At 61.7% G+C, this 26093-nt stretch carries 24 protein-coding genes; 13 read left to right on the top strand and 11 right to left on the bottom strand.

The window, feature by feature from the left end:
- Positions 1-76 precede the first annotated feature (76 nt).
- Both EJ076_RS20955 and EJ076_RS20950 read left to right on the top strand, forming a co-directional pair.
- Positions 77-970: a LysR family transcriptional regulator gene (locus EJ076_RS20955; RefSeq protein WP_109671273.1), complete on the top strand. Its 894-nt coding sequence runs from the start codon at positions 77-79 to the stop codon at positions 968-970.
- Between the two features lie 321 nt (positions 971-1291).
- Positions 1292-2089, top strand: a complete 798-nt coding sequence (locus EJ076_RS20950; protein WP_126071105.1) for a sterol desaturase family protein — start codon at positions 1292-1294, stop codon at positions 2087-2089.
- Positions 2090-2165: 76 nt separating this feature from the next.
- Here EJ076_RS20950 and EJ076_RS20945 read toward each other — a convergent pair whose 3' ends face one another.
- Positions 2166-2642, bottom strand: a complete 477-nt coding sequence (locus EJ076_RS20945) for a plastocyanin/azurin family copper-binding protein (protein WP_126069143.1) — start codon at positions 2640-2642, stop codon at positions 2166-2168.
- Between the two features lie 565 nt (positions 2643-3207).
- Between EJ076_RS20945 and EJ076_RS20935 the strand changes: the two genes are divergently transcribed.
- From EJ076_RS20935 to EJ076_RS20915, 5 genes are all read left to right on the top strand, one after another.
- Complete coding sequence (locus EJ076_RS20935) at positions 3208-3906, top strand: DUF2161 domain-containing phosphodiesterase (RefSeq protein ID WP_109671271.1); 699 nt, start codon at positions 3208-3210, stop codon at positions 3904-3906.
- Between the two features lie 56 nt (positions 3907-3962).
- A complete protein-coding gene (locus EJ076_RS20930) occupies positions 3963-4370 on the top strand; it encodes a DUF930 domain-containing protein (protein ID WP_164548695.1) in 408 nt (135 codons plus the stop codon).
- Between the two features lie 187 nt (positions 4371-4557).
- On the top strand, positions 4558-5217 hold the full coding sequence (locus EJ076_RS20925; RefSeq protein WP_126069142.1) for a TerC family protein: 660 nt from the start codon (positions 4558-4560) through the stop codon (positions 5215-5217).
- 147 nt (positions 5218-5364) lie between these two features.
- Positions 5365-6678, top strand: a complete 1314-nt coding sequence (rimO, locus tag EJ076_RS20920; RefSeq protein WP_126069141.1) for a 30S ribosomal protein S12 methylthiotransferase RimO — start codon at positions 5365-5367, stop codon at positions 6676-6678.
- 100 nt (positions 6679-6778) lie between these two features.
- Entirely contained in the window at positions 6779-7885 is a 1107-nt protein-coding gene (locus EJ076_RS20915; RefSeq protein WP_126069140.1) for an acyltransferase, read from the top strand.
- A gap of 44 nt (positions 7886-7929) precedes the next feature.
- Here the strand turns inward: EJ076_RS20915 and EJ076_RS20910 are convergent, their stop codons facing one another.
- The 8 genes from EJ076_RS20910 to EJ076_RS20875 all read right to left on the bottom strand — a co-directional run bounded on the left by EJ076_RS20910 (position 7930) and on the right by EJ076_RS20875 (position 16195).
- On the bottom strand, positions 7930-8997 hold the full coding sequence (locus EJ076_RS20910; protein WP_109671267.1) for a BMP family ABC transporter substrate-binding protein: 1068 nt from the start codon (positions 8995-8997) through the stop codon (positions 7930-7932).
- Between the two features lie 50 nt (positions 8998-9047).
- Complete coding sequence (locus tag EJ076_RS20905; RefSeq protein ID WP_126069139.1) at positions 9048-9968, bottom strand: ABC transporter permease; 921 nt, start codon at positions 9966-9968, stop codon at positions 9048-9050.
- Entirely contained in the window at positions 9968-11098 is a 1131-nt protein-coding gene (locus EJ076_RS20900; protein WP_126069138.1) for an ABC transporter permease, read from the bottom strand. Before EJ076_RS20900 ends, EJ076_RS20905 begins: the two co-directional genes overlap by 1 nt.
- A complete protein-coding gene (locus EJ076_RS20895; RefSeq protein ID WP_164548694.1) occupies positions 11095-12672 on the bottom strand; it encodes an ABC transporter ATP-binding protein in 1578 nt (525 codons plus the stop codon). Before EJ076_RS20895 ends, EJ076_RS20900 begins: the two co-directional genes overlap by 4 nt.
- Before the next feature lie 133 nt (positions 12673-12805).
- Positions 12806-13783, bottom strand: coding sequence for a quinone oxidoreductase (locus EJ076_RS20890; protein WP_126069136.1), 978 nt, complete (start codon positions 13781-13783; stop codon positions 12806-12808).
- A 29-nt stretch (positions 13784-13812) separates the two neighbouring features.
- Positions 13813-14631 (bottom strand): phosphatidylcholine synthase, encoded by an 819-nt coding sequence (gene pcsA, locus EJ076_RS20885; RefSeq protein WP_126069135.1) that lies wholly within the window; start codon positions 14629-14631, stop codon positions 13813-13815.
- Positions 14628-15242: a DUF1326 domain-containing protein gene (locus EJ076_RS20880; protein WP_126069134.1), complete on the bottom strand. Its 615-nt coding sequence runs from the start codon at positions 15240-15242 to the stop codon at positions 14628-14630. Before EJ076_RS20880 ends, pcsA begins: the two co-directional genes overlap by 4 nt.
- Positions 15243-15256: 14 nt before the next feature.
- Entirely contained in the window at positions 15257-16195 is a 939-nt protein-coding gene (locus EJ076_RS20875; RefSeq protein WP_126069133.1) for a DUF2182 domain-containing protein, read from the bottom strand.
- A gap of 70 nt (positions 16196-16265) precedes the next feature.
- Here EJ076_RS20875 and EJ076_RS20870 point away from each other — a divergent pair, with 70 nt between their 5' ends.
- Positions 16266-17474, top strand: coding sequence for a UbiH/UbiF family hydroxylase (locus EJ076_RS20870; RefSeq protein WP_126069132.1), 1209 nt, complete (start codon positions 16266-16268; stop codon positions 17472-17474).
- 166 nt (positions 17475-17640) lie between these two features.
- Entirely contained in the window at positions 17641-17964 is a 324-nt protein-coding gene (hspQ, locus tag EJ076_RS20865) for a heat shock protein HspQ (RefSeq protein WP_056587784.1), read from the top strand.
- 67 nt (positions 17965-18031) lie between these two features.
- Here the strand turns inward: hspQ and EJ076_RS20860 are convergent, their stop codons facing one another.
- Positions 18032-18661: an invasion associated locus B family protein gene (locus EJ076_RS20860; protein WP_126069131.1), complete on the bottom strand. Its 630-nt coding sequence runs from the start codon at positions 18659-18661 to the stop codon at positions 18032-18034.
- A 232-nt stretch (positions 18662-18893) separates the two neighbouring features.
- Here EJ076_RS20860 and EJ076_RS20855 point away from each other — a divergent pair, with 232 nt between their 5' ends.
- Together EJ076_RS20855 and EJ076_RS20850 are read left to right on the top strand one after the other, a co-directional pair.
- A complete protein-coding gene (locus EJ076_RS20855) occupies positions 18894-20714 on the top strand; it encodes an extracellular solute-binding protein (protein ID WP_109671258.1) in 1821 nt (606 codons plus the stop codon).
- Between the two features lie 17 nt (positions 20715-20731).
- On the top strand, positions 20732-21412 hold the full coding sequence (locus tag EJ076_RS20850) for a DsbA family protein (protein WP_126069130.1): 681 nt from the start codon (positions 20732-20734) through the stop codon (positions 21410-21412).
- A 41-nt stretch (positions 21413-21453) separates the two neighbouring features.
- On the opposite strand, the gene EJ076_RS20845 is transcribed toward EJ076_RS20850, so the two are convergent.
- A complete protein-coding gene (locus EJ076_RS20845) occupies positions 21454-21900 on the bottom strand; it encodes a hypothetical protein (protein WP_126069129.1) in 447 nt (148 codons plus the stop codon).
- A gap of 605 nt (positions 21901-22505) precedes the next feature.
- On the opposite strand from EJ076_RS20845, the gene EJ076_RS20840 reads away from it, so the two are divergent.
- Together EJ076_RS20840 and mgtE are read left to right on the top strand one after the other, a co-directional pair.
- Positions 22506-24410 (top strand): ABC transporter ATP-binding protein/permease, encoded by a 1905-nt coding sequence (locus tag EJ076_RS20840; protein ID WP_164548693.1) that lies wholly within the window; start codon positions 22506-22508, stop codon positions 24408-24410.
- A 272-nt stretch (positions 24411-24682) separates the two neighbouring features.
- The gene (mgtE, locus tag EJ076_RS20835) at positions 24683-26047 is read left to right on the top strand and encodes a magnesium transporter (RefSeq protein WP_126069127.1); all 1365 of its coding nucleotides are present in this window, start codon (positions 24683-24685) and stop codon (positions 26045-26047) included.
- The last annotated feature ends 46 nt before the right edge of the window (positions 26048-26093 follow it).

Below are 26093 nucleotides of genomic sequence, written 5' to 3'. Positions count from 1 at the left end.
ACGCAATTTGCTGTTCCTTTTGGTGATGCGGTAGTGCCATGTTCAGGCAAGCTGTGTCGCTAAACGAGGAACGCCAATGGACATCGAAGATCTACAGACATTCGTCGCAGTGGCCGACGCCGGGGGCGTATCGGCCGCCGCGCGCCGGCTCGGCGTCTCCAAGTCAATCGTCAGTCGGCGGCTCTTTCGGGTTGAAGCGGAACTTGGCGTCCAGCTGCTTGCACGAACGACCCGCGGCGCCTCGCTCACAGAAGCGGGCATCACGTTCAGAGACCATGCGGCCCGAGCCAGCGCCGAGATTGATACGGCCAGGGAAACGATCCTCCCCACAGGTGAGCTGCGCGGCCGCCTGAGGGTTGCCATGCCGCTTACTTTCGGCGCGACCCATTTCGCCCCCGTGCTAGCGGAAATGGCGCGTCTGCACCCGAAGCTTCACATCCATACTTCTTACAGCGATCGCTTCGTCGATCTCATCGCAGAGGGTTTCGATTGCGCGATCCGGGGCGCCTACCTTCAGGACTCCAACCTAATCGCGAAGCGCGTCGGGCCGATCCATGGAAAGCTTGTCGCGAGCCCGGATTACATCAAAGCGCACGTACCACCCGAGACTCCGGACGAACTCGTCACCCATCAGGCCCTCATGCAGGGAACGGAAGCCTGGCAGTTCATAGATGGCGACAAGATTGTTACGGTCCAGCCGCAGGGCAGGTTCAAGGCCGACAGCGCCACGGCGCTTGCCGCTGCGGCGGCGGCAGGTCTCGGCATCGCCTGGCTCCCCGATTGCATCACACATGAATATGTGGCCTCCGGTGCGCTGGTCCCGATCATGACACGCTATCCGGTGCCTCCGGGAGCCGCGTATGTCGTCCGCCCGCCGGGTCAGCATCCTACGCGGAAAGTGCGGGTGCTCACCGAGATGCTGATTGAATATTTCAAACGCAACCCGGATCTTTGGGGTCTTGACGGCTAGGACACGAACAGTTCGAAGCCTTGTCAAGGAACCGTGTTCGACGGTCCCATTACTCCGAGCCGTCGCGTTCGGCGACATTGCTCGCACGTTCCGCTTACTACGACACAGCGTCGGGATGCATCGGGAATAGCAGGTTTCAGGCCGACCTTGTTGGACTTTGACAGCCGATATCGGTCGCGGGATCCTGTTTATCGCAGCGCGACAGCGTGGGGCTCGTCATCGTCAGGCGGTCCGCCACCCAAAAACGGCAGAGCCTTTAGCCCTTTGGAAAGGGAGATGTGGTTCTTCTCAGAGGCGCAGACGGCGCGCCGGGGCGAATGGATGGATATCTTTGGTATCAAGGCACTGTTGATCTGCGCGCTGATCTTCATTCCGTTCGAACATCTGTTTGCCGAGCGGCCGCAGAAGATTTTCCGCAAGGGTCTGGCTGTCGACCTGATCTATCTGCTGTTCAACGGCTTCATCGTAAAAGTTGCCATCGTCATGATAGCGGCCGGTGCCCTCGGCGCCGCTGAAATGCTCGTCCCGCAATCGATAACGCAAGCCGTCAGCGGTCAGCCCGTCTGGCTGCAGGTTGCGGAGATCATCCTCATCACCGATATCGGCGTCTATTGGGCACATCGAGCCTTCCACAAAATCCCTGCACTTTGGAAGTTCCATGCAGTTCACCATGGCATCGAGGAACTGGATTGGCTCGGTGCTTTCCATAATCATCCGGTCGACATCATCGTCACGAAGGCAGTATCGCTGACGCCGGTCTATTTCCTCGGCTTCTCCGACGCCTCAATCGCCCTCTTTTCGATGATCTACTTTGGCCACACGATGCTTGTTCATTCCAACGTGCGGATTCCGTTCGGCCCCTTGAAGTGGCTGATCGCCAGCCCGCAGTTCCATCGCTGGCACCATGCCAACCAGCGCGAAGCCTATGACAAGAACTTCGCCGGGCAGTTGCCTTTCCTCGACGTGCTGTTCGGCACCTACAATGTCACCGGTGACAAGGTGCCGGAGAAGTACGGCGTCGATGATCCGATCCCCTCCACCTATTTCGGCCAGATCGGCTATCCGCTCCTGCCCCGCAGGAAGCTTGTGAAGCGAGCAGCGCAGAGCACTGAAGCCTGACGGGTTGGCATCGACGGACATGAAACCAAAAACCCGCCGCTCCTTTGGCGCGGCGGGTGCCTCATCAAATCACGGCCTACTTGACCAGGATGGTCGCCCACATTCCATTCATGAAGTGGCCGGGAATGTTGCAAAAGACGGCATAGTTGCCAGGCTTGAGGTCTAGCGTCAGTGATCCGGTCTTGCCCGGATCAAGCTCGGAGACTTCGCCGAGATGGCCTGCCGCATCCTCGTTGACGCGGTTTTCATTTGGCACATAGGGCAGCGTTGTCCTTTTGGCGTCGCTCACCGGCACCACGATCATCTCATGGACCGTGTCCTTGGAGCTGTTCTGAACCTCGAAGGTCACCTTGCCTGCTGATACGACGGTCTGGTCCAGCTTGATCCTCATGGTTGCCATGCTCATGTTTGCCGGCATGCCCATTCCCATCTTTGCATCGGGGTTCGCTACGCCATCCTTGTCCCACAGCTTGACGTTTACGATCGTGTTGGCGAAGGCGGGTGCCGACACGGCTAGTAGGACGAGGACCAGTCCGGTCTTGAAGGGCTGCATGTTCGAAAGGCTCCTGATCGCTTGCGGCGACCCCGCAAGGACTGATTGGGGAATGATTCGTGGTCGCGGCACTCGGCTAGAACAGCCACGCTGACAACAAGCTGACAGTGAAAATTTGGTTGGGCGGCCCATCAGCGGCGCGGATGCAGTTGTCAGCCAGTTGTCAGGTTGAATTGGCTAGGTCGCACCAACGACGGTCACGGCCGTCTGACCGGACCTGATCGAAATCCCACCCACAGGCGCGACATTCGCGCCCAACCTCCCGAATGGAGCCATCATGTATCGCACACTCGTTCTCGCCGCTCTCGCCGGCATGGTCGCAGGACCGGCGCTCGCTGCCGGCAGCAGCGGCGTTGCGCTGGCAAGCTTTCGCCATCGCGAAAACCTTGTCCGAGCTATGATCACCGGGCGAAAACGTAAAGCCGAGCCCGCGGACATAGCCTGAGAATCCGTAGCGGATTGCGGCGGCCGCCAGATTCGACGGCATCGAGCGGGTTGCTCGATGGCTTCGGGCAGCCACGAGGTCTGAAGGCTTTTCGCCTCGAATCGGCTAAACCTTCGAGGCATGAACGAGACCTCACTCTATGCGCCGGTGAAGCGGTTCCTCGAAAACCTGGATTTCGTCGTGAAAGGCGAGATCGGTGGCTGCGATATTGTTGCATTGCGCGAGGGGGAGCCGCCTGTCGTTGTCATCTGCGAACTGAAGCTGCAGTTCAATCTGGAACTTGTGCTGCAAGGCGTCGATCGCGCGGCCGCCTGTGACGAGGTGTGGCTTGCCGCGCGCCTATCGGCTCGCGGCAAGGGACGCGAGAGCGATGCCAGGTTCCGCAATCTCTGCCGCCGCCTTGGCTTCGGTCTGCTTGGCGTCACCGCGACGGACCGGGTCGAGGTGCTTCTCAGCCCGATCGCGCCGGCGCCGCGCAACAATGCACGCCGGCGCTCTCGCCTGGTCGACGAGCACCAGCGCCGTCGCGGCGATCCTGTTGCTGGAGGAGGATCGCGCAATCCGATCATGACGGCCTATCGCCAAAGCGCCCTCGCCTGCGCTGCCGCCATGGTGGACGGACCCAGGCGCCCGCGTGATCTGAAGGCGCTGACGCCGCTCGCGCCGAAGATCCTGCAGCACAATGTCTATGGCTGGTTCGCGCGCGTCGACCGCGGCCTCTACGATCTCACCGATGCCGGCCGCGCCTCGTTGGTCCGTTGGCCGCAGGCATCGCATGATGAATCCCGACACGCAATTTTGAACGCATCGGCCATTTGATTGATGATGCCTGCGGGGTCCGAGCCGGTCCCGTTGGTTGATTTCTCCGACAAAATATGTTGCTTGTCCCGCCCATGAAGAAGCTCTGCATGACCGCCTTGGCGTCTGTGACACTGAGTTTTCCAGCCAACGCAATGGACAGTGCATTGCGCGCCGGCTTGATGAAACTCGATCCCCAAACCCGTCTTGAACAGCGTTGTGACGCCGAAGTGCTCGACCGGATCACCCACGACGATCGAAAGTTCAAAGCCGATCGCGTCGTCGCCTACGCCTTCGCGACGCCCGAGATGGGTGCTGATGCAATCAAAAGCCCCGGCGCTGCGTTTCGCAGCAACGGGCAATGGTACCGGCTGAAATTCAAGTGCCAGACGGCGCCCGACCATATGGAAGTTCTGCAGCTCCGCTACCGGATCGGTGACGAGATTCCGGAAGCAGATTGGGCAAAGTACAATCTCTACGATTGATTTATGATCGGCCGCGGCGGTTTTGCCCGGCTTGCCGGCGAGTGCTGCAGAGTCTTTGATCCGGTTTTGACCCGAAGATGCTTCGGTGAGGTCACCACGAGTGATCCCTTGACGCCAAGGGACCACCAAGTTAGGGCCGTCTGGATAATCGACGAACACTCGGCAAACCAGCAAGGGCTTCCGGTCGATGGACATTTTCAGCGCTGCCAGCCTGACCGCCCTGCTCCAGGTCATCGCCATCGACCTCGTGCTTGCCGGCGACAATGCGATCGTCATCGGCCTTGCCGCTGCCGGCCTGCCGGCCGAACAACGCAAGAAGGCGATCCTCATCGGTGTGCTGGCGGCAACGGTGCTGCGCATCGGCTTTGCCGCGGTTACCGTCAAGCTGCTGGCGATCGTCGGCCTGCTGCTGGCTGGCGGTATCTTGCTGCTGTGGGTCTGCTGGAAGATGTACCGCGAGCTGCGCACGTCCCATGCCGATGAGCTGGAGGCGACCGAGGCGCTGTCGAACTCCGATCTCAACAGCGACAATGCGGTGGCCGGCAAGACGAAGCGCAAGACGCTCGGCCAGGCCGCATTGCAGATTGTCGTCGCCGACGTGTCGATGTCGCTCGACAACGTGCTGGCGGTCGCGGGTGCCGCGCGCGATCATTTCCCGGTGCTGGTCATCGGCCTCGTGCTGTCGATCGCGCTGATGGGGCTCGCCGCGACTTTCATCGCAAAACTGCTGCATCGCCACCGCTGGATCGCCTATGTCGGCCTGCTGATCATTTTCTATGTCGCGTTGGACATGGTCTATCGTGGCACGGTGGAAGTCTGGCCGCATCTAAACAACGCGGTCAGCTGAGGCTGCCGGCCTGCCTCGTCTTCGATCCGCAAAGCGAGGTCCGCAGCGCAATCGCCATGCGTTTTGCCGCATCGCAGCCGTGCCCATACCAATGCCGCAATAAGTGTGGTACTGCGCCGGCAATCCTGAAAAGCCCGGAAACCCTCTATGTCCGCTCCTCGCGTGAGTTTTGTCAGTCTTGGATGCCCGAAAGCCCTTGTGGATTCGGAACGCATCATCACGCGCCTGCGCGCCGAAGGCTACGAGATCGCCCGCAAGCATGACGGCGCCGACCTGGTCGTCGTCAACACCTGCGGCTTTCTCGATTCCGCCCGCGACGAGTCACTCAATGCCATCGGCTCCGCGCTTTCGGAAAACGGCAGGGTCATCGTCACCGGCTGCCTCGGCGCCGAACCGGATGTCATTCGCGAGAGGCACCCCAATGTGCTGGCGATCACCGGACCGCAGGCCTATGAGAGCGTGATGGCCGCCGTGCACGAGGCCGCACCGCCCTCGCACGACCCCTATATCGATCTCTTGCCGCCGCAGGGCGTCAAGCTGACGCCGCGCCACTACGCCTATCTCAAGATTTCCGAAGGCTGCAACAACCGCTGCACCTTCTGCATCATTCCCGCTCTGCGTGGCGACCTCGTCTCGCGACCGGCGGCCGATGTGCTGCGCGAGGCCGAGAAACTGGCCAAAGCTGGCGTCAAGGAGCTCCTGGTCATCTCGCAGGACACCAGCGCCTACGGCATCGACATCAAGTACCAGACCAGCATGTTCGGCGACCGCGAAGTCCGTGCGAAATTCCTCGATCTCTCCGAAGAACTGGGCAAGCTCGGCATCTGGGTGCGCATGCACTATGTCTACCCCTACCCGCATGTCGCCGATGTCATCCCGCTGATGGCGGAAGGCAAGATCCTCCCCTATCTGGATATCCCCTTCCAGCACGCTTCGCCGCAGGTGTTGAAGAACATGCGGCGGCCGGCGCATGGCGAAAAGACGCTCGAGCGCATTCGCGGCTGGCGCGAGGTCTGCCCGGATCTCGCCATCCGCTCGACCTTCATCGTTGGCTTTCCCGGCGAAACGGACGACGATTTCGAGATGCTGCTCGACTGGCTCGATGAGGCGAAGATCGATCGCGCCGGCTGCTTCAAATACGAGCCGGTCCGTGGCGCCCGTTCCAACGATCTTGGGCTCGAACAGGTCCCGCAGGAGATCAAGGAGGCGCGCTGGCACCGCTTCATGCAGCGCCAGCAGAAGATTTCGGCGACGCAGCTGGCCAAGAAGGTCGGCAAGCGCTTGCCGGTGCTGATCGACGAGGCGCATGGCACATCGGCAAAGGGCCGCACCAAATACGACGCGCCCGAGATCGACGGCTCGGTGCATATCCAGTCGCGCCGCCCGCTGCGCCAAGGCGACATCGTCACCGTCAAGATCGACCGTGCCGATGCCTACGATCTCTACGGTTCGGCGGTCTGACGGGCCCCGTATTTACTACATCTAGCGATAATTCAGCCGTCTTAACCCGCTCAGCCGCGATCCGCTCTATGGTTTCCGGATCGTAAAAGCGGGAACTCGGATGAACACCAGACCTGCTGGGCAGGATTATATCGCAACGCTGGACCTGCTCAGGCTGGCGGCTGCACTTGCCGTTGTGTTCTTTCACTATTTCTTCCGTGGCGCGGCGGCCGAAGGCTACCTTGCCGAGGGCTATCCGATTGCCGCACCGGTGGCTCTCTACGGCTATCTCGGCGTCAATTTGTTCTTCCTGATCAGCGGTTTCGTCATTGCCTGGTCGGCGGAAAACCGCACCTGGGACCAGTTTGCGATCGCGCGGTTCGTTCGCCTCTATCCGGGTTTCCTGCTCTGCATGACGATCACCTTCGCGGTTGTCGCCCTTGCCGGCTCACCGCTGCTTCCGGTCTCTCTCGGTCAGTATGCCGCCAATCTGTCGATGTTTGCACCGGCCTTCGGCCAACCCTTCATGGACGGCGTCTACTGGTCGATCGTGCTTGAACTGGTGTTCTATGGATGGGTGACGCTGGCCCTGTTCACCGGGCTCTTCCAGAAACGTAAGCTGGAAGTGATCTTCGTCTGGCTGGCGATCTCGGCCTTGAACGAATTCTTTGTTGGCAGCGGCGCCGCCAGGCTGCTGTTCATCACCGAGTTCGGGCCGTTCTTCGCCGCTGGCATGCTGGTCCACCACATCCATGCACATGGCCGTTCACTGCCGGCCTTGCTGCTGCTTGCCGCCGCGTTCCTGATCTCCTGCGGAACGCTATCGGTGACGCAGCACTGGATGCTTGGCCACTACGGCATTGCCGTTTCGTCGGCCAATCTGGTCGTTGCCAATATCGTCATGCATGGCGCGCTGATCGGCGCGGTCCTGCTGCGCGGCCGTGTCAGGCCATCCTCACTCACTCTGGCCTTGGGCGGGCTGACCTATCCGCTCTACCTGCTGCACCAGGAGATCGGCTATCTCGCTATCAATGCCGCAGCACCCATGGTCGGGAAATGGTTTGCCGCCTTTGGCTGCATTGCGCTCATGCTCTTCGTTTCGTGGGCGATCTGGCGCACCTGCGAACGACCCGCGCAGCGGCTGCTGAGGATTTGGCTTGGCCGCGCGGTCGATGCTGGACTGACTCGATTTCGTCGCGTCTCGGTTAAGGCGCAGCCCGCCGAATGAAAAGGGCGCCTCGCGGCGCCCTCTTCATTGATATCTTGGGCTGCTTACTGCGGCAGCTTGTCGTCGACGCCCTTCACATAGAAGTTCATGCCGAGCAGCGTGCCGTCGTCGGCGACTTCGCCATCCTTCAGCCAAGGCGTGCCGTCCTGCTTGGCAACCGGTCCGGTGAAGGGGTTCCAGCCGCCGGCGATCTTCTTTTCGGTCGCCTCAGCCATCGCCTTCACATCGTCGGGCATGTTGGTGAAGGGGGCGAGCTTGACCGCGCCGTCCTTGATACCAAGCCAGACATTGTCCGGCTTCCAGGTGCCGTCGAGGGCTGCCTGGACCCGGCTGATGTAGTAGGGACCCCATTCGTCGGTAAGTGAGGTCAGCTGCGCGTTCGGCGCGAACTTGATCATGTCGGAGGACTGGCCGAAGCCGTGCAGCTTGCGTTCTTCCGCCACCTGCAGGGCAGCGGTCGAATCGGTGTGCTGGACGATGATGTCGGCGCCCTGGTCGAACAGCGCCTTGGCGGCGTCGGCTTCCTTGCCCGGATCGAACCACGAGTTCACCCAGACGATCTTGGCCTTGAAGTTCGGGTTGATCGACTGTGCACCGAGCATGAAGGAGTTGATGCCCATCACCACTTCGGGGATCGGGAAGGAAACGATGTAGCCGGCAACGCCGGCCTTCGATTCTTTTGCGGCGATCTGGCCGAGCACATAGCGGCCTTCATAGAAACGCGCATTGTAGATGCCGAGATTGTCTGATGTCTTGTAGCCGGTTGCGTGCTCGAACATCACCTTTGGGAATTTCTTGGCGACCTTCACTTCCGGGTCCATGAAGCCAAAGGATGTACCGAAGATGATCTTGCAGCCTTCGCGCGCCAGACGCTCAAAAGCGCGGTCGGCGTCGGGGCCTTCGGAGACGTTTTCGAGATAGGCGGTCTCGACCTTGTCGCCGAGCGCCTTCTCCACCTCGAGACGGCCCTGATCGTGCTGATAGGAATAGCCGAAATCGCCGATCGGGCCGGTATAGACCCAGCAGGCCTTCAGCTTGTCCGCAGCCTCGGCGGTTGCCGCCAGCGATAGGGCGGCGGTCGTGGTCATCAGGGCAATAAGCAGTTTTTTCATTGTGTTACCTCTCTGAGTTAAGCCTTGGAGCTTCCCGTTTGTTTTTGTTGTCAACGATCCGGAACGAATGGCTGCCCCAAGGAAGCCGGCGTGTTCATCATCGTCAGACGCTTGTTGCGCGAGATTAGAACGAGAACCACGACGGTTGCCAGATAGGGCAGCGAAGAAAGGAACTGTGAAGGCACTGGAATGCCAAAAGCCTGTGCATGAAGCTGTCCGATCCACACCGCGCCGAAGATGTAGGCGCCGGCCAGCACCCGCCATGGCCGCCACGAGGCAAACACCACCAGCGCTAGCGCGATCCAGCCGCGGCCGGCACTCATGTTCTCCACCCATTGCGGCGTGTAGACCAGCGACAGGTGGCCGCCGGCGAGGCCGGCACAGGCGCCGCCGAAGATGACCGCGAGATAACGGTAGCGGATGACCTTGATGCCGAGCGCATGCGCCGACGTATGGCTGTCGCCGATCGAGCGCAGCGTCAGCCCGGTACGGGTCTTGAACAGGAACCACATGACGGCAGCGGTCAGGGCAATTGAGATGTAGAAGATCGGATCCTGGCCGAACAGCAATCTGCCGATCACCGGGATCGAGGTCAGGCCAGGGATGTCGATGTTGGGCAGCCGTTCGCCGGGCTGGCCGACGAAGCTGGTGCCCATCATGCCGGATAGGCCGAGACCGAGTAGCGTCAGCGACAGCCCGGTCGCGACCTGGTTGGTGGCCAGCGACAGCGTCATGACGGCAAACAGCAGCGAGAACACCGCGCCCATGGCGATGGCCGCCAGGAGGCCGATCCAGGGCGAGCCCGTGAGATAGCTGGCGCCGAAGCCGCCGACGGCGCCCATGATCATCATGCCTTCAACGCCGAGATTGAGCACGCCGGCGCGCTCGACGACCAGTTCGCCGATCGCCGCGATCAGCAGCGGCGTTGCCGCCGTGGCGATGGTCAGAAGGATGTTTATGGTGATGTCCATCAACGGGCTTCCTTCAACTTTGGCGCCGCTTCGAGTTTCGCGGCATCCTGCGGTTTGGTCAGCGCCAGGCCGATCAGGCGAATGCGGTAGTGGATGAGCGTGTCGCAGCCGAGCACGAAGAACAAAAGCATGCCCTGGAACACCCGCGCCACCTTGTCGGAAATGCCGAGCGCGCTTTGTACCGCTTCGCCGCCGAGATAGGTCAGCGCCAGCACCAGTCCGGCGGCAACGATGCCAAGCGGGTTGAGACGGCCAAGGAACGCCACGATGATGGCGGTGAAGCCGTAGCCGGGCGAAATGACAGGCTGCAGCTGGCCGATGGCGCCAGAGACTTCCGAGATGCCGGCAAGCCCTGCCAACGCACCCGACAGCAGGAAGGCGAAGAACACCATGCGGTTGAGGCCGAAGCCGGCGAAGCGCCCTGCCCTTGGGCTTGAGCCCAGCACCCGCACCTCAAAACCTTTCAGCATGCGGCTCATCAGGATCCAGACCAGCACCGCGGCGACCAGCGCGAAGACAAATCCCCAGTTCGCCCGCCCGGCATCCGGCATAAGTTCCGGCAACACGGCCGAGTCGCCGAACTGGATCGTCTGTGGGAAGCCATGGCCCTGCGGATCGCGCCATGGGCCGCGCACCAGCCAGTCGAGGAACAATTGAGCGACATAGACCAGCATCAAGCTGGTCAAGATCTCGTTGGTGCCGAAGCGCGTCTTGAGCAAGGCCGGGATTGCCGCATAGGCGGCGCCGCCGACCATGCCGAGCAAAAGCATCAGCGGCAGCACCAGCGGGCCTTCGAACTGCGGAAACAGCACCGGAATGATCGAGCCGACAATGCCGCCCAGGATGAACTGGCCTTCGGCCCCGATGTTCCAGATGTTGGCCTTGTAGCAGACCGACAGGCCAACGGCGATCAGGATGAGCGGCGCTGCCTTGATCGCCAGCTCATGCAACTGCCAGACCTGGCTGATCGGTTCGATGAAATAGATATTGAACGCGGTCAGCGGATTGACGCCGAGCAGCGCGAACATGATGGCACCGGCGATGATCGTCAGCGCGAAGGCGATGAACGGCGACAGGGCCGAAAACAGCGCGGAGCGCTGCGGGCGTTTGACGAGTTCGAGGCGCATCATGCCGTCTCCAGCGTGTGTTCGGCGTGACCGGGTTCGGCGCCGCCCATCAGCAAACCGACCTTCTCGAAGGTGGCCTCGGCGATCGGCATCGGCTTCGACAGCACGCCATTGTGCATGACGGCGATCGCATCCGATATCTCGAACAGCTCGTCGAGATCCTGGCTGATCACCAGCACCGCCGATCCGCTGCGTGACAACTCGATCAAGGCTTGGCGGATGTGAGCGGCAGCACCCGCATCGACGCCCCAGGTCGGCTGGTTGACCACCATGACATCAGGCCGACGGTCGAGTTCGCGGCCGACGATGAATTTCTGCAGATTGCCGCCTGAAAGTGCCGCGGCCTCCGGATCCGGCGCGCTCTTGCGCACGTCCATCGCCTCGATGATGCGTTGGGCGGCAGCGTAGATGGCGGCGCCCTTGACCATTCCCCCAGTGCCGACAAACGCCTTGCCGTCGGTTGCATGGCGCGACAGCAGCAGGTTCTCGGAAAGCTTCATGCGTGGCGCGGCACCGTGGCCGAGGCGCTCTTCCGGCACGAAGGCAGCACCCAGCAGGCGCCGTCCGGTGATGGTGAGGCCACCTGCGTCCTTGCCGCGGATGCGCACCGAGGCGGCATCCTGCTGCAACACCTCGCCGGAGACGGATTCAAAGAACTCGCCCTGGCCGTTGCCGGCGACGCCCGCGATGCCGATCACCTCGCCGGCCCGGACATTCAGGTTGATGCCCTTGAGCGGGATCGAGAACGGCGTTGCCGGCTTGCGGCTGAGGTTGCGGATTTCGAGCAGCGGTTGCGCCGTGGCGATGCCCTCGACCGGTGCGCGCACCACGGCCTGCACCTCGTTGCCGACCATCATGCGGGCCAGCGAAGAGGCTGTTTCCTCACGCGGGTTGCAGTGGCCGACGACCTTGCCGTGGCGCAGCACGGTGGCGCGGTCGCAGATGCGTTTGACCTCTTCGAGCCGGTGCGAGATGTAGAGGATGGATTTGCCCTCCGAACGCAGACGCTCCAGCGTCTCGAACAGCTTGTCGGCTTCCTGCGGCGTCAGCACCGAGGTCGGTTCGTCGAGGATGATGAGCTGTGGCGTCTGCAGCAGGCAGCGGATGATCTCGATGCGCTGGCGCTCGCCCACCGACAGGTCGCCGACCAGCGATTCAGGATCGAGCGGCAGGCCATAGCTGAAGGAAAGCGCTCTCGCCTTCGCCGCGATGCTGCTGATCGGCGAACCGTCGTCCAGCGACAGCGCGATGTTTTCGGCCGCGGTCAGCGCTTCGAACAGCGAGAAATGCTGGAACACCATGCCGATGCCGAGCTTTTTCGCGACGCCGGGGCTGGAAATCCTGACGGCCTGGCCGTTCCAGAAGATCTCGCCGGAATTGGGCTCCAGCGAGCCGAACAGCATCTTGACCAGCGTCGACTTGCCGGCGCCGTTTTCGCCGAGCAAGGCGTGGATTTCACCTCTGGCGATGTCGAGATCGATATGATCGCACGCCGTCAGCGTGCCGAATATCTTGGTGAGGCCACGGACCTCGAGCAGGTTCGTGCCGTCCTGATTTGCACTCACAGTGCCTCCCATCTGGTTAGCCAGATATGTTCTGTGTTCCCGCAAGCATGGTAGGCGCGGCCGGCTCTCATCGGAAAGCGGCACGCGTCTTGAAAGAGCTTCAAGAATTTCAGCGGAAATTCAAGGATTAGCAAGGCAGAACGGACTAAGGGATGAGAATGGTCGTCCCTGTGGTCCTGCGGCCCTCGAGGTCGGAATGCGCTTTGCCGGCGTCCTTGAGCGCATAGCGCTGGTTGATCTTGATCTTGACGGCGCCAGTGAGCACGACTTCGAACAGGGCTGCGGCGGAGGCCTCGAGGTCCTCGCGTTTCGCATTGTAGACGAACAGCGTCGGCCTTGTTGCGAACAACGAGCCCTTCTGTGCCAGCAACGACATGCTGAACGGCGGGATAGGTCCCGAGGACTGACCAAAACTGACGAACATGCCAAGCGGCCTCAGGCAGTCGAGTGAAGCCGGAAACGTGTCGTTGCCGACCGAATCGTAGACGACGTCGCATTTCCTGCCGCCGGTGATGGCGGCGACGCCGGCGACGAAATCCTGTTCCTTGTAGTTGATGACATGGTCGAAGCCGTGCGCCTTGGCGAGTTCGATCTTGTCGGACGAGCTGGCGGTGCCGATGACGGTCGCGCCGAGATGTTTCGCCCATTGGCCGAGGATCAGCCCGACGCCGCCTGCCGCGGCATGGAACAGGATCGTGTCGCCGGCTTTCACCTTGAACGTCCGGCGCAGCAGATATTCCGCGGTCATGCCCTTCAGCATCATCGCGGCGGCCTGTTCGTCGCTGACGCCATCCGGAACCTTGACGACGCGGCTGGCATCGATGACGCGCTCTTGCGCGTAGGCCCCCGTCGTCACGGCATAGGCGATGCGATCGCCCGGCTTCAGCCAGTCGACGCCCTCGCCAACCTCCAGCACCACGCCGGCGGCTTCACTGCCGGGAACAAGCGGGAAGCCGCCGGGCGGCGGATAAAGGCCAGAGCGATGATAGACATCGATGAAATTGAGGCCGATCGCCGTGTGCCGGATCAGGATCTGCCCCGATCCCGGCTGGCCGGGTTCCGCGTCCTCATAGGTCAGGACTTCCGGGCCGCCATGGGCGTGGATACGGATCGCTTTGGACATCGTCAGGCTTCCTTGAGAAGAGTGGCTGATCAGGCCTTTTTGGCACCGAGGTTGGGAAAGAACTGCATGACGCCACCGATGCAGGCAAGGTAGAGCCCGGTGATGGTGATGCCGATCTTGGTGAAGGTGCTGACCTGTTCGCCGAGCACGCCGATCTGATCATAGAAGGCGGCAAGTGCCGCCTGCGCCAGGGCAAGCGCGCCGAAAGCGCACCACAAAAGGGTCATCGCAAGATTGATGCGCCGCAGCCGCACCACACGCACCGGATGGATGAAGTTGATCGGCACGAAAGTCAGAATGCCGGCCGCCACCACCACCGCGAACGAAACCCATTGTCCGGGCTCGATGACGAACAGCGTGAACACCACCATGTTCCAGACCACCGGGAATCCCTTGAAGAAATTCTCCTTCGTCTTCATGCCGGTATCGGCATAGTAGATGGCGCTGGAGACGACGATGATCGCCGCCGACAGGAACGACAGGCCTTCGCCCATGAAGCCGCGCTGATAGAGCGCGAAGGCCGGGATCAGCACATAGGTCACGTAGTCGATGATGTTGTCGAGCAGTTCGCCCGACCAGGTCGGCAGGATCTCCTTGACCTCGAGCTTGCGCGCGATCGGCCCGTCGATGCCGTCGACGAACAGCGCCAGCCCGAGCCACCAGAACATCGCCGTCCAGCGCTCTTCGCTTGCCGCCACCAGCGACAGGAAGGCCAGGAACGAGCCCGATGCGGTCAAGAGATGGACGGAGAACGCCCTTGCCTGCGGCCAGGTGACTTTCTTCTTCGGCCGCGGAATCCGGTCCGTGATCTTCTTGGCGGCTTTTCTGGCCGTTGTGTTCTTGCTCACGGGCCCCGCCAATCCAGCTTGCAGATTTCGGCCGAACGGCCGGCGAAATTCCAGTTGCGGCCGAAAGCCCGCATCTTGCTTTTGTCGGACCTGGCCACGATGATCTCCGGCGCGATCCAGTATTCAGAATTGCTGATCACCGTATCCTTGTCGCGGTCCTTGCCGGGGATGGGTGTCACCGCCCCTTCGATGATCTTCGGTATCTGGAAGATGCGCGTCTTGTCACGCGTCTCATAGGTAATCGGCACCTGTTCGACGCCGAGGAATTTGCCGACCAGGATGGAGAGCAGCGATGTGGTTCCGCCCGCCTTGCCGGTGAAGATCTTGGTCAGCGCCTTGACCGCGTAGACCGAGGCTCGCTTGTCGATGAACAGGCCGGCGGTCCAGTTGCCGCGGCTCATGTAACCGGGGATTTCCATGACCAGCCCAAGATTGAGATTGGACAGGTCGACGTCGCCGAAATGGCCGGCATCGATGCGAAACCCGGCCCAGGTCTGGCAATAGCCTTCGGTTGGCGGATGGTTGCCGAGGGACAGCACGCAAGGGCAAAAAACCGCGCAATTGCAGGAGAGTACAAGCTCTCCCTTCATTGCCCAGTTATGATCTGCCATCGATTTTCCCCCACTCACAGCGAGACTACTAGCAGCGCTGCTGCCCAGACAAGCAGTATCGCACCGGCCAGCCGGGTTGGAACCCTGCTGGCCGTTTGTTTTTCGATCAGGGTGAACAGCCCGATCAGCGCCATCCAGAAGACGTTCATGACGCCGACGGCGAACATCACCAGCATCAACGCCCAGCAGCAGCCGAGGCACCACAGGCCTTGCATGACGCCAAGCCGGAAGATGCTGGCCGGCCTGGCGCTCCAGTTCGCGAAAAGGATCGAGAACGGGTTCTTGCATTTCTTCAGGCAGGCTTCCTTCAGGCCACTGAACTGATAGAGGCCGGCGACCAGCAGAGCGAGCGCGCCGGCAGCGCCGACGACCGGGTCGAGCATCTCGCCTGAAGCGGAGAATGCATGGGCGGCCAGGGTCAGCGCCGCGAACATCACTGAGGCAGCGAGCCAGACGCTGAGGTAACCAGCGACCAGCACCAGCGGATGGACGACTGGTTCGCCCTTGATGCGAGCCGTATCGGCGATCTCGCAATAGGTGCGGATCATCGGCGCGGCCGAAGGCAGCATCGTTGCGATCGCCATCAGGAACCACATGAAAACGAGCGCGCCGACCTGCAGGCCGAGACTTGCGTCCAGAGGCACCGGCGAGAGGCAGAGCGCAAAGAACCGTTCCAGGAAATCGGGCAGCGGCAATCGCGGCAGATTGCGCAGGATCGTGTCGCCAGGGGTGCTGACGCCTGCAATCCTGCCTTCAGCGCTGCGGATTGCCATCGCGGCAAGAGACAGCCAGGCAAGCAAGATACAGGCGCCGACAACGACGTTTACCGTGACGCGAGGATTTCGTGCGATGCTCGCCATGGCGCGGCCGGCGCGGTCGAGATGGCTGAAGTCGTCTTGCTGGCCGGTCATGTCATTCGAATGGGCCGAATCGCCGCGTTGATCAAGCGGCATGATCTGACCTATATGCCTATCGAACGGCGGGTCGGGTAGACCGCCTCGCACTGCAAGCCGGAAGCCGATCTTGGAGCATGAGCAAACTGCGCGGATACTGGTTGCTGGCACGGGGCCGGCAGGACTGATCGCGGCGCTCGGTTTTGCCGCCGCAGGTTTCCCGGTGACGCTGGTTGGGCCGGAGGCCACTGCCCCCGATGGCCGCACAACGGCCCTGATGAACCCCGCCTTGAAAGTGCTTGAGCGGCTGGGCGTGCTCGAAGACATCAAGCCCAAGGCGGCGCCCCTGAAAGTCATGCGCATCGTCGACGCGACCAGCCGGTTGATCCGCAGCCCGGTCGTCACCTTTCGCGCAAGCGAGATCGATGAGGACCAGTTCGGGCTGAACCTGCCCAACAGCGTGCTCAATCCGGCACTCGCCAGCAAGGTTGCCGCGCATGCCGGCATCGAATGGCTGAAGTCGATGGTGGCGACCTGGCACCTCGATGCCGAGCACGTCCGTGCCGTCCTGAGCGACGGCAGCTCGGTGGATGCATCGCTGGCGGTCGCCGCGGACGGACGCTTGTCGCCGGCGCGCCAGGCAGCCGGCATCTCGACCTCGGCTCGCTCCTATCCGCAGGCGGCTTTTGTCCTCAATTTCCGCCACAGCGGCGACCACGCCTTCACCTCGACGGAATTCCACACCGAAACCGGCCCGTTCACGCAGGTTCCCCTTCCCGGCAATCGCTCGAGCCTGGTTTGGGTGGTGAGGCCCGAGACGGCGACTGAACTCGCCGCATTGGACGATGCGACGCTTTCGATGCGGGTCGAACAGCAGATGCAGTCGATGCTGGGCCGGGTGACGATCGAGCCGGGCCGGCAGATCTACCCGCTTTCGGCGGTGACGCCGCTGCGTTTCGCGCGAGACCGTGTGGCGTTGGTCGGAGAAGCCGCCCATGTGTTTCCGCCGATCGGCGCGCAAGGCCTCAATCTCGGCATCAGGGATGTCGACGATCTGATTGGAATCGCTTGTGAAAATCGGAGCGATCCCGGCGCCGCCAAGGCCTTGGCAGCCTATGACTTCAAGCGTCGGCCCGATATTCTGGCGCGCAGCAGCGCGGTCAACCTGCTCAACATGTCGCTGCTATCCGACATGCTGCCGGCGCAGATGGCCCGCGTTGCCGGGCTCGGCGCGCTCGGTGGCTTCGCGCCGCTTCGCGCCTTTTTCATGCGCGAGGGACTTCGTCCCGGCAGCGGTTTCGCGGCACTGGCCGGCGGCCTGCGAAGGCCGGCACGCTGACAGCGAATTTCCGAACGTTTCCGATAATCTGCGTCGTCGACATCGTCGCGTGCTGCAAACCTTTGCATCGCGTCCTGCGTAGCTTAGAGGCGCGCTTGGACGCTTCGGGATTGAATTGATGAGCCGTCTGCGCCAAATAAGCTCAAGGAATTCAGTGGTGAGTACGATGAAAACAGCCAAATTCGCAATCGGACAGGTGGTTCGCCACCGGCTGTTTCCATTCCGGGGCATCATTTTCGACGTCGATCCGCAATTCGCCAACACCGACGAATGGTACGAAGCCATCCCCGCCGACGTTAGGCCGCGCAAGGATCAACCTTTCTACCATCTGCTCGCCGAGAACTCGGAGACCGAATACATCGCCTATGTCTCCGAGCAGAATCTGCTGGAGGATCAGTCGGGTGAACCGGTCCGGCATCCGCAGATCAAGGAGATGTTCGACAAGAAGCCGGATGGGGGCTACCAGCCGAAACGGCAGTCGAGGCACTGACCCACCAGGGTCACGAAAAAAGCGGGGCATGACCCCGCTTTTTTATTGGCTCGGCGATATCGGCTGATCAGTTGGCGGTCTTCGCCTTGTCCTGCTCTTCCTTGAGCTTCTTGGCGAAATCCTGGTTGTTCTTGGTGACGAAGTCCTGAAGCTTCTTCTGCCGGTCCTCGATGTCCGACTGCTGCAGCGCCGGGCCGTCATAGGCGCCGCTGAAGCCCTGCAGGGCGATCTTGATCGGATTGGGCTGGTTCTGGAAATTGACGGAGGTCAGCGTGATCGCCTGGCCTTTCTTGAAAGAGGCGACAAGCTGATCGGTCAGCGGCACTTCCGCCACGCAACGATCCGGGAAGCAAATCACATAGTCGAGCTTCTGCGCCTTGCCGGTGTCGATCTGCAGGCCGATGCCGGGAGGCACCAGACGACCGGTCGGGACCGTCACCTGGAACACCTTGCGGTTCACTTTGCCCTTGAGCTCGATCAAGCTGACGCCGGTGACCAGCTGGCCATTGCCGGCGGTGGTGATGTTCTGGACATTGCAGATGTCGACGTCTTCCTGCTTGGTGCAGGCCTTGAACCAGCCTTGCGGAATCTGCTGTTGCTGCTGTGCGGAAGCAGCGGGAAGTCCTGCGCCCAGAAAGCCGATCACGCCAGCGGCCATGACCGACAGGCGGTACGCGTTGCTGTTCAGGCTCGTCATGTCGTGCACTTCCTCTCAAATGATCCCGGGACCGGCTTCTTCGTGCCGTGTGGTCCAGCTACCTGTTGCCGAAATGAGGCAACAGAATGACTTCGGAGGGCGTGTTACACTGCAAGCGAGGCCGAATCCAGCCCGACGTCAGCAATTGTTGAGCGCGCGGTTGGCTGGCGCGCAGCCGCCTCATGCTAGGGTGCACACCGAATCATCAAGCCGACCCAGTAAGGAGACGGTCATGGGCCGCGTTCTTGTTTGGCTGATCACCGCGATATCGTTTCTCGCACTTTCGCATCAGCCGGCCGCATCGGAGCCGAAGCACGCGATCGCCATGCAGGGCGAACCGGCGCTGCCGCCCGACTACACGCATTTCAACTACGTCAATCCCGATGCGCCGAAGGGTGGCTCGATCACCTATTGCGTCGTCGGCAGCTTCGACAATCTCAACCCTTTCATCCTCAAGAGCCTGCGCACGACGGCGCGCGGCATGATGGACACGATCTTCGGCAATCTGGTTTTCGAACCGCTGATGCAGCGCAATGCCGACGAGGCTTTCACGCTCTACGGGCTGCTGGCCGACACGGCCGACATGGATCCCGAGCGCAAGAGCATCGAATTCCACCTCAATCCGAAAGCCAAGTGGTCGGACGGCCAGCCGGTGACGCCGGAGGACGTGCTGTTCAGCTATGACGTCTACACCGAGAAAGGGCGACCGCCCTACAGCGACCGCATGGCCAGGGTCGCCAAGCTCGAAAAGACCGGCGACCACAGTGTGCGCTTCACCTTCAACGACAAGGCCGATCGCGAATTCCCGCTGATCATCGCGCTGACGCCGATCATCCCGAAGCACGCCTTCGACAAGGAGACCTTCGACAAGACGACGCTGAAGCCGGTGATCGGCAGTGGTCCCTATACGATCGCGCAGGTACAGCCCGGCCAGCGCATCGTGTTCAAGCGCAACCCGGATTACTGGGGCAAGGATGTCCCTGCCAAGCGCGGTTTCGACAATTACGACCAGATCACCATCGAGTATTTCCTCAACGCCAACGCCAAGCTCGAAGCGTTCAAGAAAGGCCTTTGCGCCATCGACGATGACAGCGACCCGGTCAAGCGCGAGCGCGATCTCGATTTTCCGGCCTTCCACAAGGGCGATGTGGTCGCGCAAACCTTCGACACCGGCATTCCGCCCGTCGTGACCGGCTTCCTGTTCAACACAAGGCTGCAGAAATTCGCCAATCCGGCCGTGCGGCGCGCGCTCGGCATGCTCTACGACTTCGAATGGGCCAACAAGAACCTGTTTGGCGGCAAATACACGCGCACGATGAGTTACTGGCAGAATTCGGAGCTTTCCGCGATCGGTCATCCGGCCGACGACAGGGAGAAGGCGCTTCTGGCGCCCTACCCCGGCCGCGTGCCGGCCAATGTCATGGACGGCACGTACCGGCCACCGGTGACTGACGGATCCGGCCAGGACCGCCGCGTGCTGAAGGCAGCCTTCGATCTCTTGAAAAGCGCCGGTTATCATGTGCAGGACGGGATAATGCTCGATGCCGAGGGCAAACCTTTCGGTTTCGAGATACTGACCGCCTCGCAGGACGAGGAGCGCCTTGCCGGCATCTACCAGCGCACGCTGGAGAAGATCGGCATCAATGTCACCATTCGCAGCCTTGACGGCGATCAGATCCAGTCGCGCAAGCAGCGCTTCGATTTCGAGGTCCTGGTTGGATCGAGCGGCTTCAACAATTCGCTGTCGCCCGGCATCGAGCAGACCGGGCGTTGGAGTTCGGCCGCGGCCAGGACGGAAGGCTCGTTCAATCTTGCCGGCGTCGCCGATCCGGCGGTGGACGCGGCAATCGAAGCGATGCTGCGCGCCCGCTCGAAGGAGGATTATGTCGCTGCGGTTCGCGTTCTCGACCGGCTGCTGATCTCCGGCAACTACATGGTGCCGATGCAGCACAACACGCAGCAATGGATTGCTTACTGGAACTATCTGGAACATCCGCAAAAGACGCCCATATTTGGCTATCAACTGCCGACCTGGTGGCGCAAGCCAAATTGAAGATACAGGAGATCGAGATGAGCGAGATGAGCGCCATCACCGTCGATGTGGTGTCCGATGTGGTCTGCCCATGGTGCTTCATCGGGCAGAAGCGGCTCGACAGAGCGATCGCGGCTGTCGGCAATGTTGACGTGCATATTCGCTGGCGGCCATTCCAACTCGATCCGACCATTCCGCCGCAAGGCAAGGATCGCCACGAATACATGCTGGCCAAGTTCGGCAGCGACGAGCGTATCCGCGAGATTCATGGCCGCATCGAGCCGCTCGGCGAAGTCGAAGGCATCTCCTTCGCCTTCGACACCATCAAGGTGGCGCCGAACACGCTGGATGCGCACCGCCTGATCCGCTGGGCGGGTGCCGCCAGCGAAGCCGTGCAGAACAGGCTTGTGCGCCGGCTGTTCCAGCTGAATTTCGAGGAAGGCGCCAACATCGGCGACCATGCCGTTCTGATCGAAGCCGCGCGCGAGGCCGGCATGGACGCGTCCGTCGTTGCCACGCTTTTGCCGACTGACGCCGATGTCGAGGCGGTTCGCACCGAGATCGCCACCGCGTCGCGAATGGGCATATCTGGCGTGCCGTGCTTCCTGCTCGAGGGCAAATACGCGGTCATGGGCGCGCAGGATGCCGATACCCTGGCTGATGCCATTCGTCAGGTGGCGGCTGCCAAGGCGCGCGGCGAATTGGAAAAGGTCGGCTGAGGCCGGCCACCCTTCTCCTTTCCCGACAGGAGGAGCAAGTCTTACTTCACCGTCACCTTTGCCTTGCTGATGAAAAATCCATGGCCGTTTGTGGCCGTGCAGGCCAGTCCCTTGGTTGACGACTGGCACGAGAACCGCCCTGCGCTCCAGCTGTTGCCGTAGCCAAGCTTGTCGACATCGCTGCAGCAGCCTTGCTCGCCTGGGTTTTTGATCAGTGTCGCCGGTCCCTTGGGGCCTAGGATGATGGTGACATAGCTCGGCTCGACGCGCGAGCAACTCAATTCCGGGCCGCCATCCTTCGGCTCATAGGTGCTGGTGCCGCCTTTCGCCGTGTAGATGCAGCCGATGTTGCCGGATGGCGTGTTGAACTCGATCTGGCCGTCGGCGCTTGCCGGGATGCCCTGCTCGGCGGCATGGGCCAAAGGTACAGAGGCAAATAGGGGCAGCCAGGCGAAGAGGAACAGGATTGCGGCCGCGCGTGCAAGCATTGGGAGCTTCCTTGTTGGAGAACCGGACACGCATGAGTGTCGACAATGCCAGGCAAGGTTCAATCCCGAACGAATGAATTGTCAAACGCAGGTCGTGAGCTGACCCGACAAGACGGAACGCGCCGCTCGGACGATTTTCCGGTCACTTCCTGCCTCCGGCAAGAACGATAACGGCAAGCCTGGCGAGGTCACGAACGGCAAATTTTCCGATGTTCGGGCCAGCCCGCTCTGAGAAAATCGCTCGATCCGTACGATTTCTAGTTCACAAAACCGTGCGATAACCTTCCCTGAGGGAAGCTTCCTCGACGGCATGTCTCCGCAGATCAAGCGTTTGAAATCAATAATGATATCCTGATTTTTGCCGGCTGTTGTCGCTATATTTCGGCGTGTCATCTGTTGCCTCTTGGCAACGGCCGTTGGGTGTAATCAGTTTGGCCAGCTTTAAAAATTAATGGAAAATGATCAATTGGTGTTACCATCCGTAACAAAAGAAAAAAGGTTTGGGCGGGATCGTGATTCGGGTCGGTAGACCATCGCAAGAGTCAGTACCGGAAAAAACACTTCGCGATGCCGCAAGGCGATCGCTTCTGACGCCGGTATCGTCGATGCGCAGCTTCTGGGGCCTGATGCGGGCCTACTGGGTCTCGGACCGCTGGAAGGAAGCCTGGACACTGACGCTGGTGATTGCGCTGCTCACCGCGCTGTCCAGCAAGGCCGGTGTCTGGTTCGCTGAAGCCTCCGGCGAACTGGTCAACTCGATCGCCTTCTTCCATGACGCGGCCAACACCACGCCGCTTCGCTCGCTGCTGGTCAATGCCGGCATCCTCGTGCTGCTGGTCCTGCTCAAGGACGCCGGCTTCACTGGCATCCGCAACCTTGTCTCAGCGACATTGCACCGCAAATGGCGCGGCTGGCTGGACAGCCGCTTCAATGAAGCGTTGCTGGATGGCAATCATACGCATTTCCATGCGCAGCATGCGTCGACCGGCAGCGGCGCGCCCGCCCCCGACAACATCGATCAGCGCGTCCAGGAATCCATCAAGGACATGACCGGCGGTGCCATCGGGCTCGCCATGGGCGTGCTGGGCGTCGCCACCTCGCTCTATTTCGTCGGCCAGAAGCTGCTCGAAAACTCCGTCGAGGTGAAGGGGCTGGAGTTCCTCGGCAACTATGGCAGCGCTGTCCTCGCCTTCCTGGCCGTCGCCACCTATGTGCCGCTGAACACATGGATCGCGGTCAAGCTCGGCGGCCTGCTCGAGCGCCTCAACGTCAGGATGCAGCAAGCCGAGGGCAGCTATCGCGGCGAGCTGACGACGTTCCTGCGCCGCAGCTTCCATGTCGCGGCGTCTCAGGGCGAAGGCGTGCAAAGGACCATGCATGGCCGGCTCTATGTCGATATCGACGGCACCTGGACGCGGCTGAACATCGTCAACACGGTCTACATGTCGTTCGAGCTGATCTATAATTTCATCGGCGCCCGCATTGTCGCCTACGGACCGGGCCTGGTGCCGTTCATCCACAACGGTCTCGATCTCAAGGGCTACATAACCGGCTCCGAACTGGTCAATTCGTTGATCGGCCAGTGTTCGTGGTTCATCCACGTCATGCCCGCCATCGCCACGCTGCGCGCCAACAGCCAGCGTGTCACCGAGCTGGCCAATGCGATCGAGAATGTCCAGCATCCGCAGGAATTCTACAGCCAGACCGGCCGCTCCGACTTCCACTATGCCAGCCAGAACCCGGTTTTCGGTCTGACCATCCAGAAGCTCGAACTGGCGCATCAGGGCGAGGATGCGACGCCCTTCCTCAGTGCCGCCAATTTGCGCTTCCGGCGCGGCGAATGGACCTTCCTGAAAGGCGAGTCCGGTTGCGGCAAGACTTCGCTGATCAAGGCGATCAACGGCCTGTGGCCCTATGGCCGCGGCACCATTGTCTTCCCTGAAGGCGTCAAGAGTTTCTATGCTGCCCAGGAGGTCAAGCTGCAGCCGGTGTCGCTGAAACAGCTAGTCTGCCTGCCCGGCTCCGAGCACGACCATGGCGACGCGCAGGTCGCATCAGCGCTGCACAAGGCCGGCCTGGGCGACTTTATCGAGCACATGGCCGACGAAAACCGCGAAGGCAAAAGCTGGGATCAGGTCCTGTCGGGCGGCCAGAAACAGAAGCTGGTGGTGGCCCGCATCGTGCTGCAGCAACCGGGATTGCTGTTCCTCGACGAGGCAACCGGCGCGCTCGACCCCGATGGCAAAATTGCTTTCCACCAGGCCATCAAGGACAACTGCCCCGATGTCACGGTGATCAGCGTCATGCACGAGGCGGTGGCGCCGCGATCGATGACCGGCAGCGAATTCTATCACAGCATCGTCGCGATCGCCGACGGCGTCGCCACCAAGAAGCCGCTGGTTCCGACCCTGCCTGTCGAACTCACCACCATTCTCGCGCAGCCAAGGCCGGTCCCAAGGCCGGTCGAGGACAAGTGGCTGCGTTTCTCGCGCCGGCTAAAGCAGAAATAAAGACGCTCTGATCCGAGCCGGCCGTGTCATGCGGCTGCCTGCGATCACAGTCGCGCGATCTCGGCTGCCCGCCGGCATTTTCCTTCCTCACTGCGATTGACACGGCAAGGCGCGCTCCTATGTTGCGCCCGCTTGCAGACAGTCAAACGCGAACCCGCAAGCGGAAAGGTCACCGCGCCATGCCTGGCGACAGTCACAGTCGAACGCAACCGCCGTCCGCCTAGACGTGACCTCTAATGGTTCATGTCCTGCCGGACGGCAAGGAGTGAGCCATGAACGAATTTACCGCCGTAGCGAGCGACGAGGCCGTCGCCATCGCCCGTATCCTAGCCAACGATCACGTCGCCGACATTGTCGAGGCCCTGAACAGGGAGCCGCGGGAAACCGCGACGGAACTGCTTTGTGAAGTGACGTTCGAGCGGCTGGTCGAGATCTTCGACCAGCCTGAACTCGACGGCGCGTCCGAACTCATGGAGGCGCTGCCGCGCGCCAAGGCGGGCAAGCTGCTCACCGCCATGTCGGTCGACCGCGCCGCCGACATCCTGCGCGAACTCGACGAGCCGGCCCGTTCCGAGCTGCTCGGCGGGCTTGCACCACCGCTGCGCGTAACGCTGCTTTCCATTCTCGGTTATCCCGAAGGCAGTGCCGCATCGATCATGACGACGGAGTTCGTCAGCGTACCCTCGGACTGGACCGTGGGCCGCACGCTCGACTACATCCGCAAGGTCGAGCGGACGCGCGAGACCGTCTACGCGATCTATGTCGTCGATCCGGAAACGCACCTGCTTGTGCGGTCGACCGGCCTGCGCCGGCTGATCACCGGTGAGCCGGACGACTCGATCATGACGGTGGCACCGGATCGTGTTCCGGTGACGGTCAGCCCGCTGACCGATCGCGAAACCCTGGCACAGACGATCTCCAAATACGATCTGCTTGCCGTCCCGGTCGTCGATCACGGCAAGATCCTCGGCATCGTCACCATCGACGACATCATCGACACGATGATCGAGGAGACGACCGAGGACGTCCATCGTTTCGGCGGCATGGAAGCCCTCGACGAGCCGTATATGAAGATGAGCTTCCTCGCCATGATCAAGAAGCGCGGCGGCTGGCTGTGCGCGCTGTTCATCTCAGAGATGCTGACGGCCAACGCCATGCAAAGCTATGAGGGCGAGTTGGAGAAGGCGATCGTGCTGACGCTGTTCATCCCGTTGATCATGAGCTCGGGCGGCAATTCCGGCTCGCAGGCGACGTCGCTCGTCATCCGGGCGCTGGCGCTGCGCGAGATCGGTCTTCGTGACTGGTGGCGGGTGGCGCTGCGCGAGCTGCCGACTGGCCTCGTGCTCGGCGCCATGCTGGGCGTGGTCGGCATCTGCCGCATCGCGCTCTGGCAATATATGGGCTTCTACGACTATGGCCCGCACTGGCCGCTGATCGCCACGACGGTCGGCGCGGCACTGGTCGGCATCGTCACCTTCGGTTCGCTGTCGGGGTCGATGCTGCCGTTCGCCTTGAAACGCATCGGCTTCGATCCGGCCAGCGCATCGGCTCCCTTCGTCGCCACGCTGGTCGATGTCACCGGGCTGGTGATCTATTTCTCGGTGGCGCTGGTGATCCTGCGCGGAACGCTGCTCTGAGCGGCACACCTGTCTCCGCCGCCGGCCATCGCCGGCGGTGGGTTCC

Origin of the sequence: Mesorhizobium sp. M7D.F.Ca.US.005.01.1.1 (assembly GCF_003952545.1) — a bacterium.
Lineage (GTDB): Bacteria > Pseudomonadota > Alphaproteobacteria > Rhizobiales > Rhizobiaceae > Mesorhizobium > Mesorhizobium loti.
This window is presented reverse-complemented; position numbering and strand designations above follow the sequence as displayed.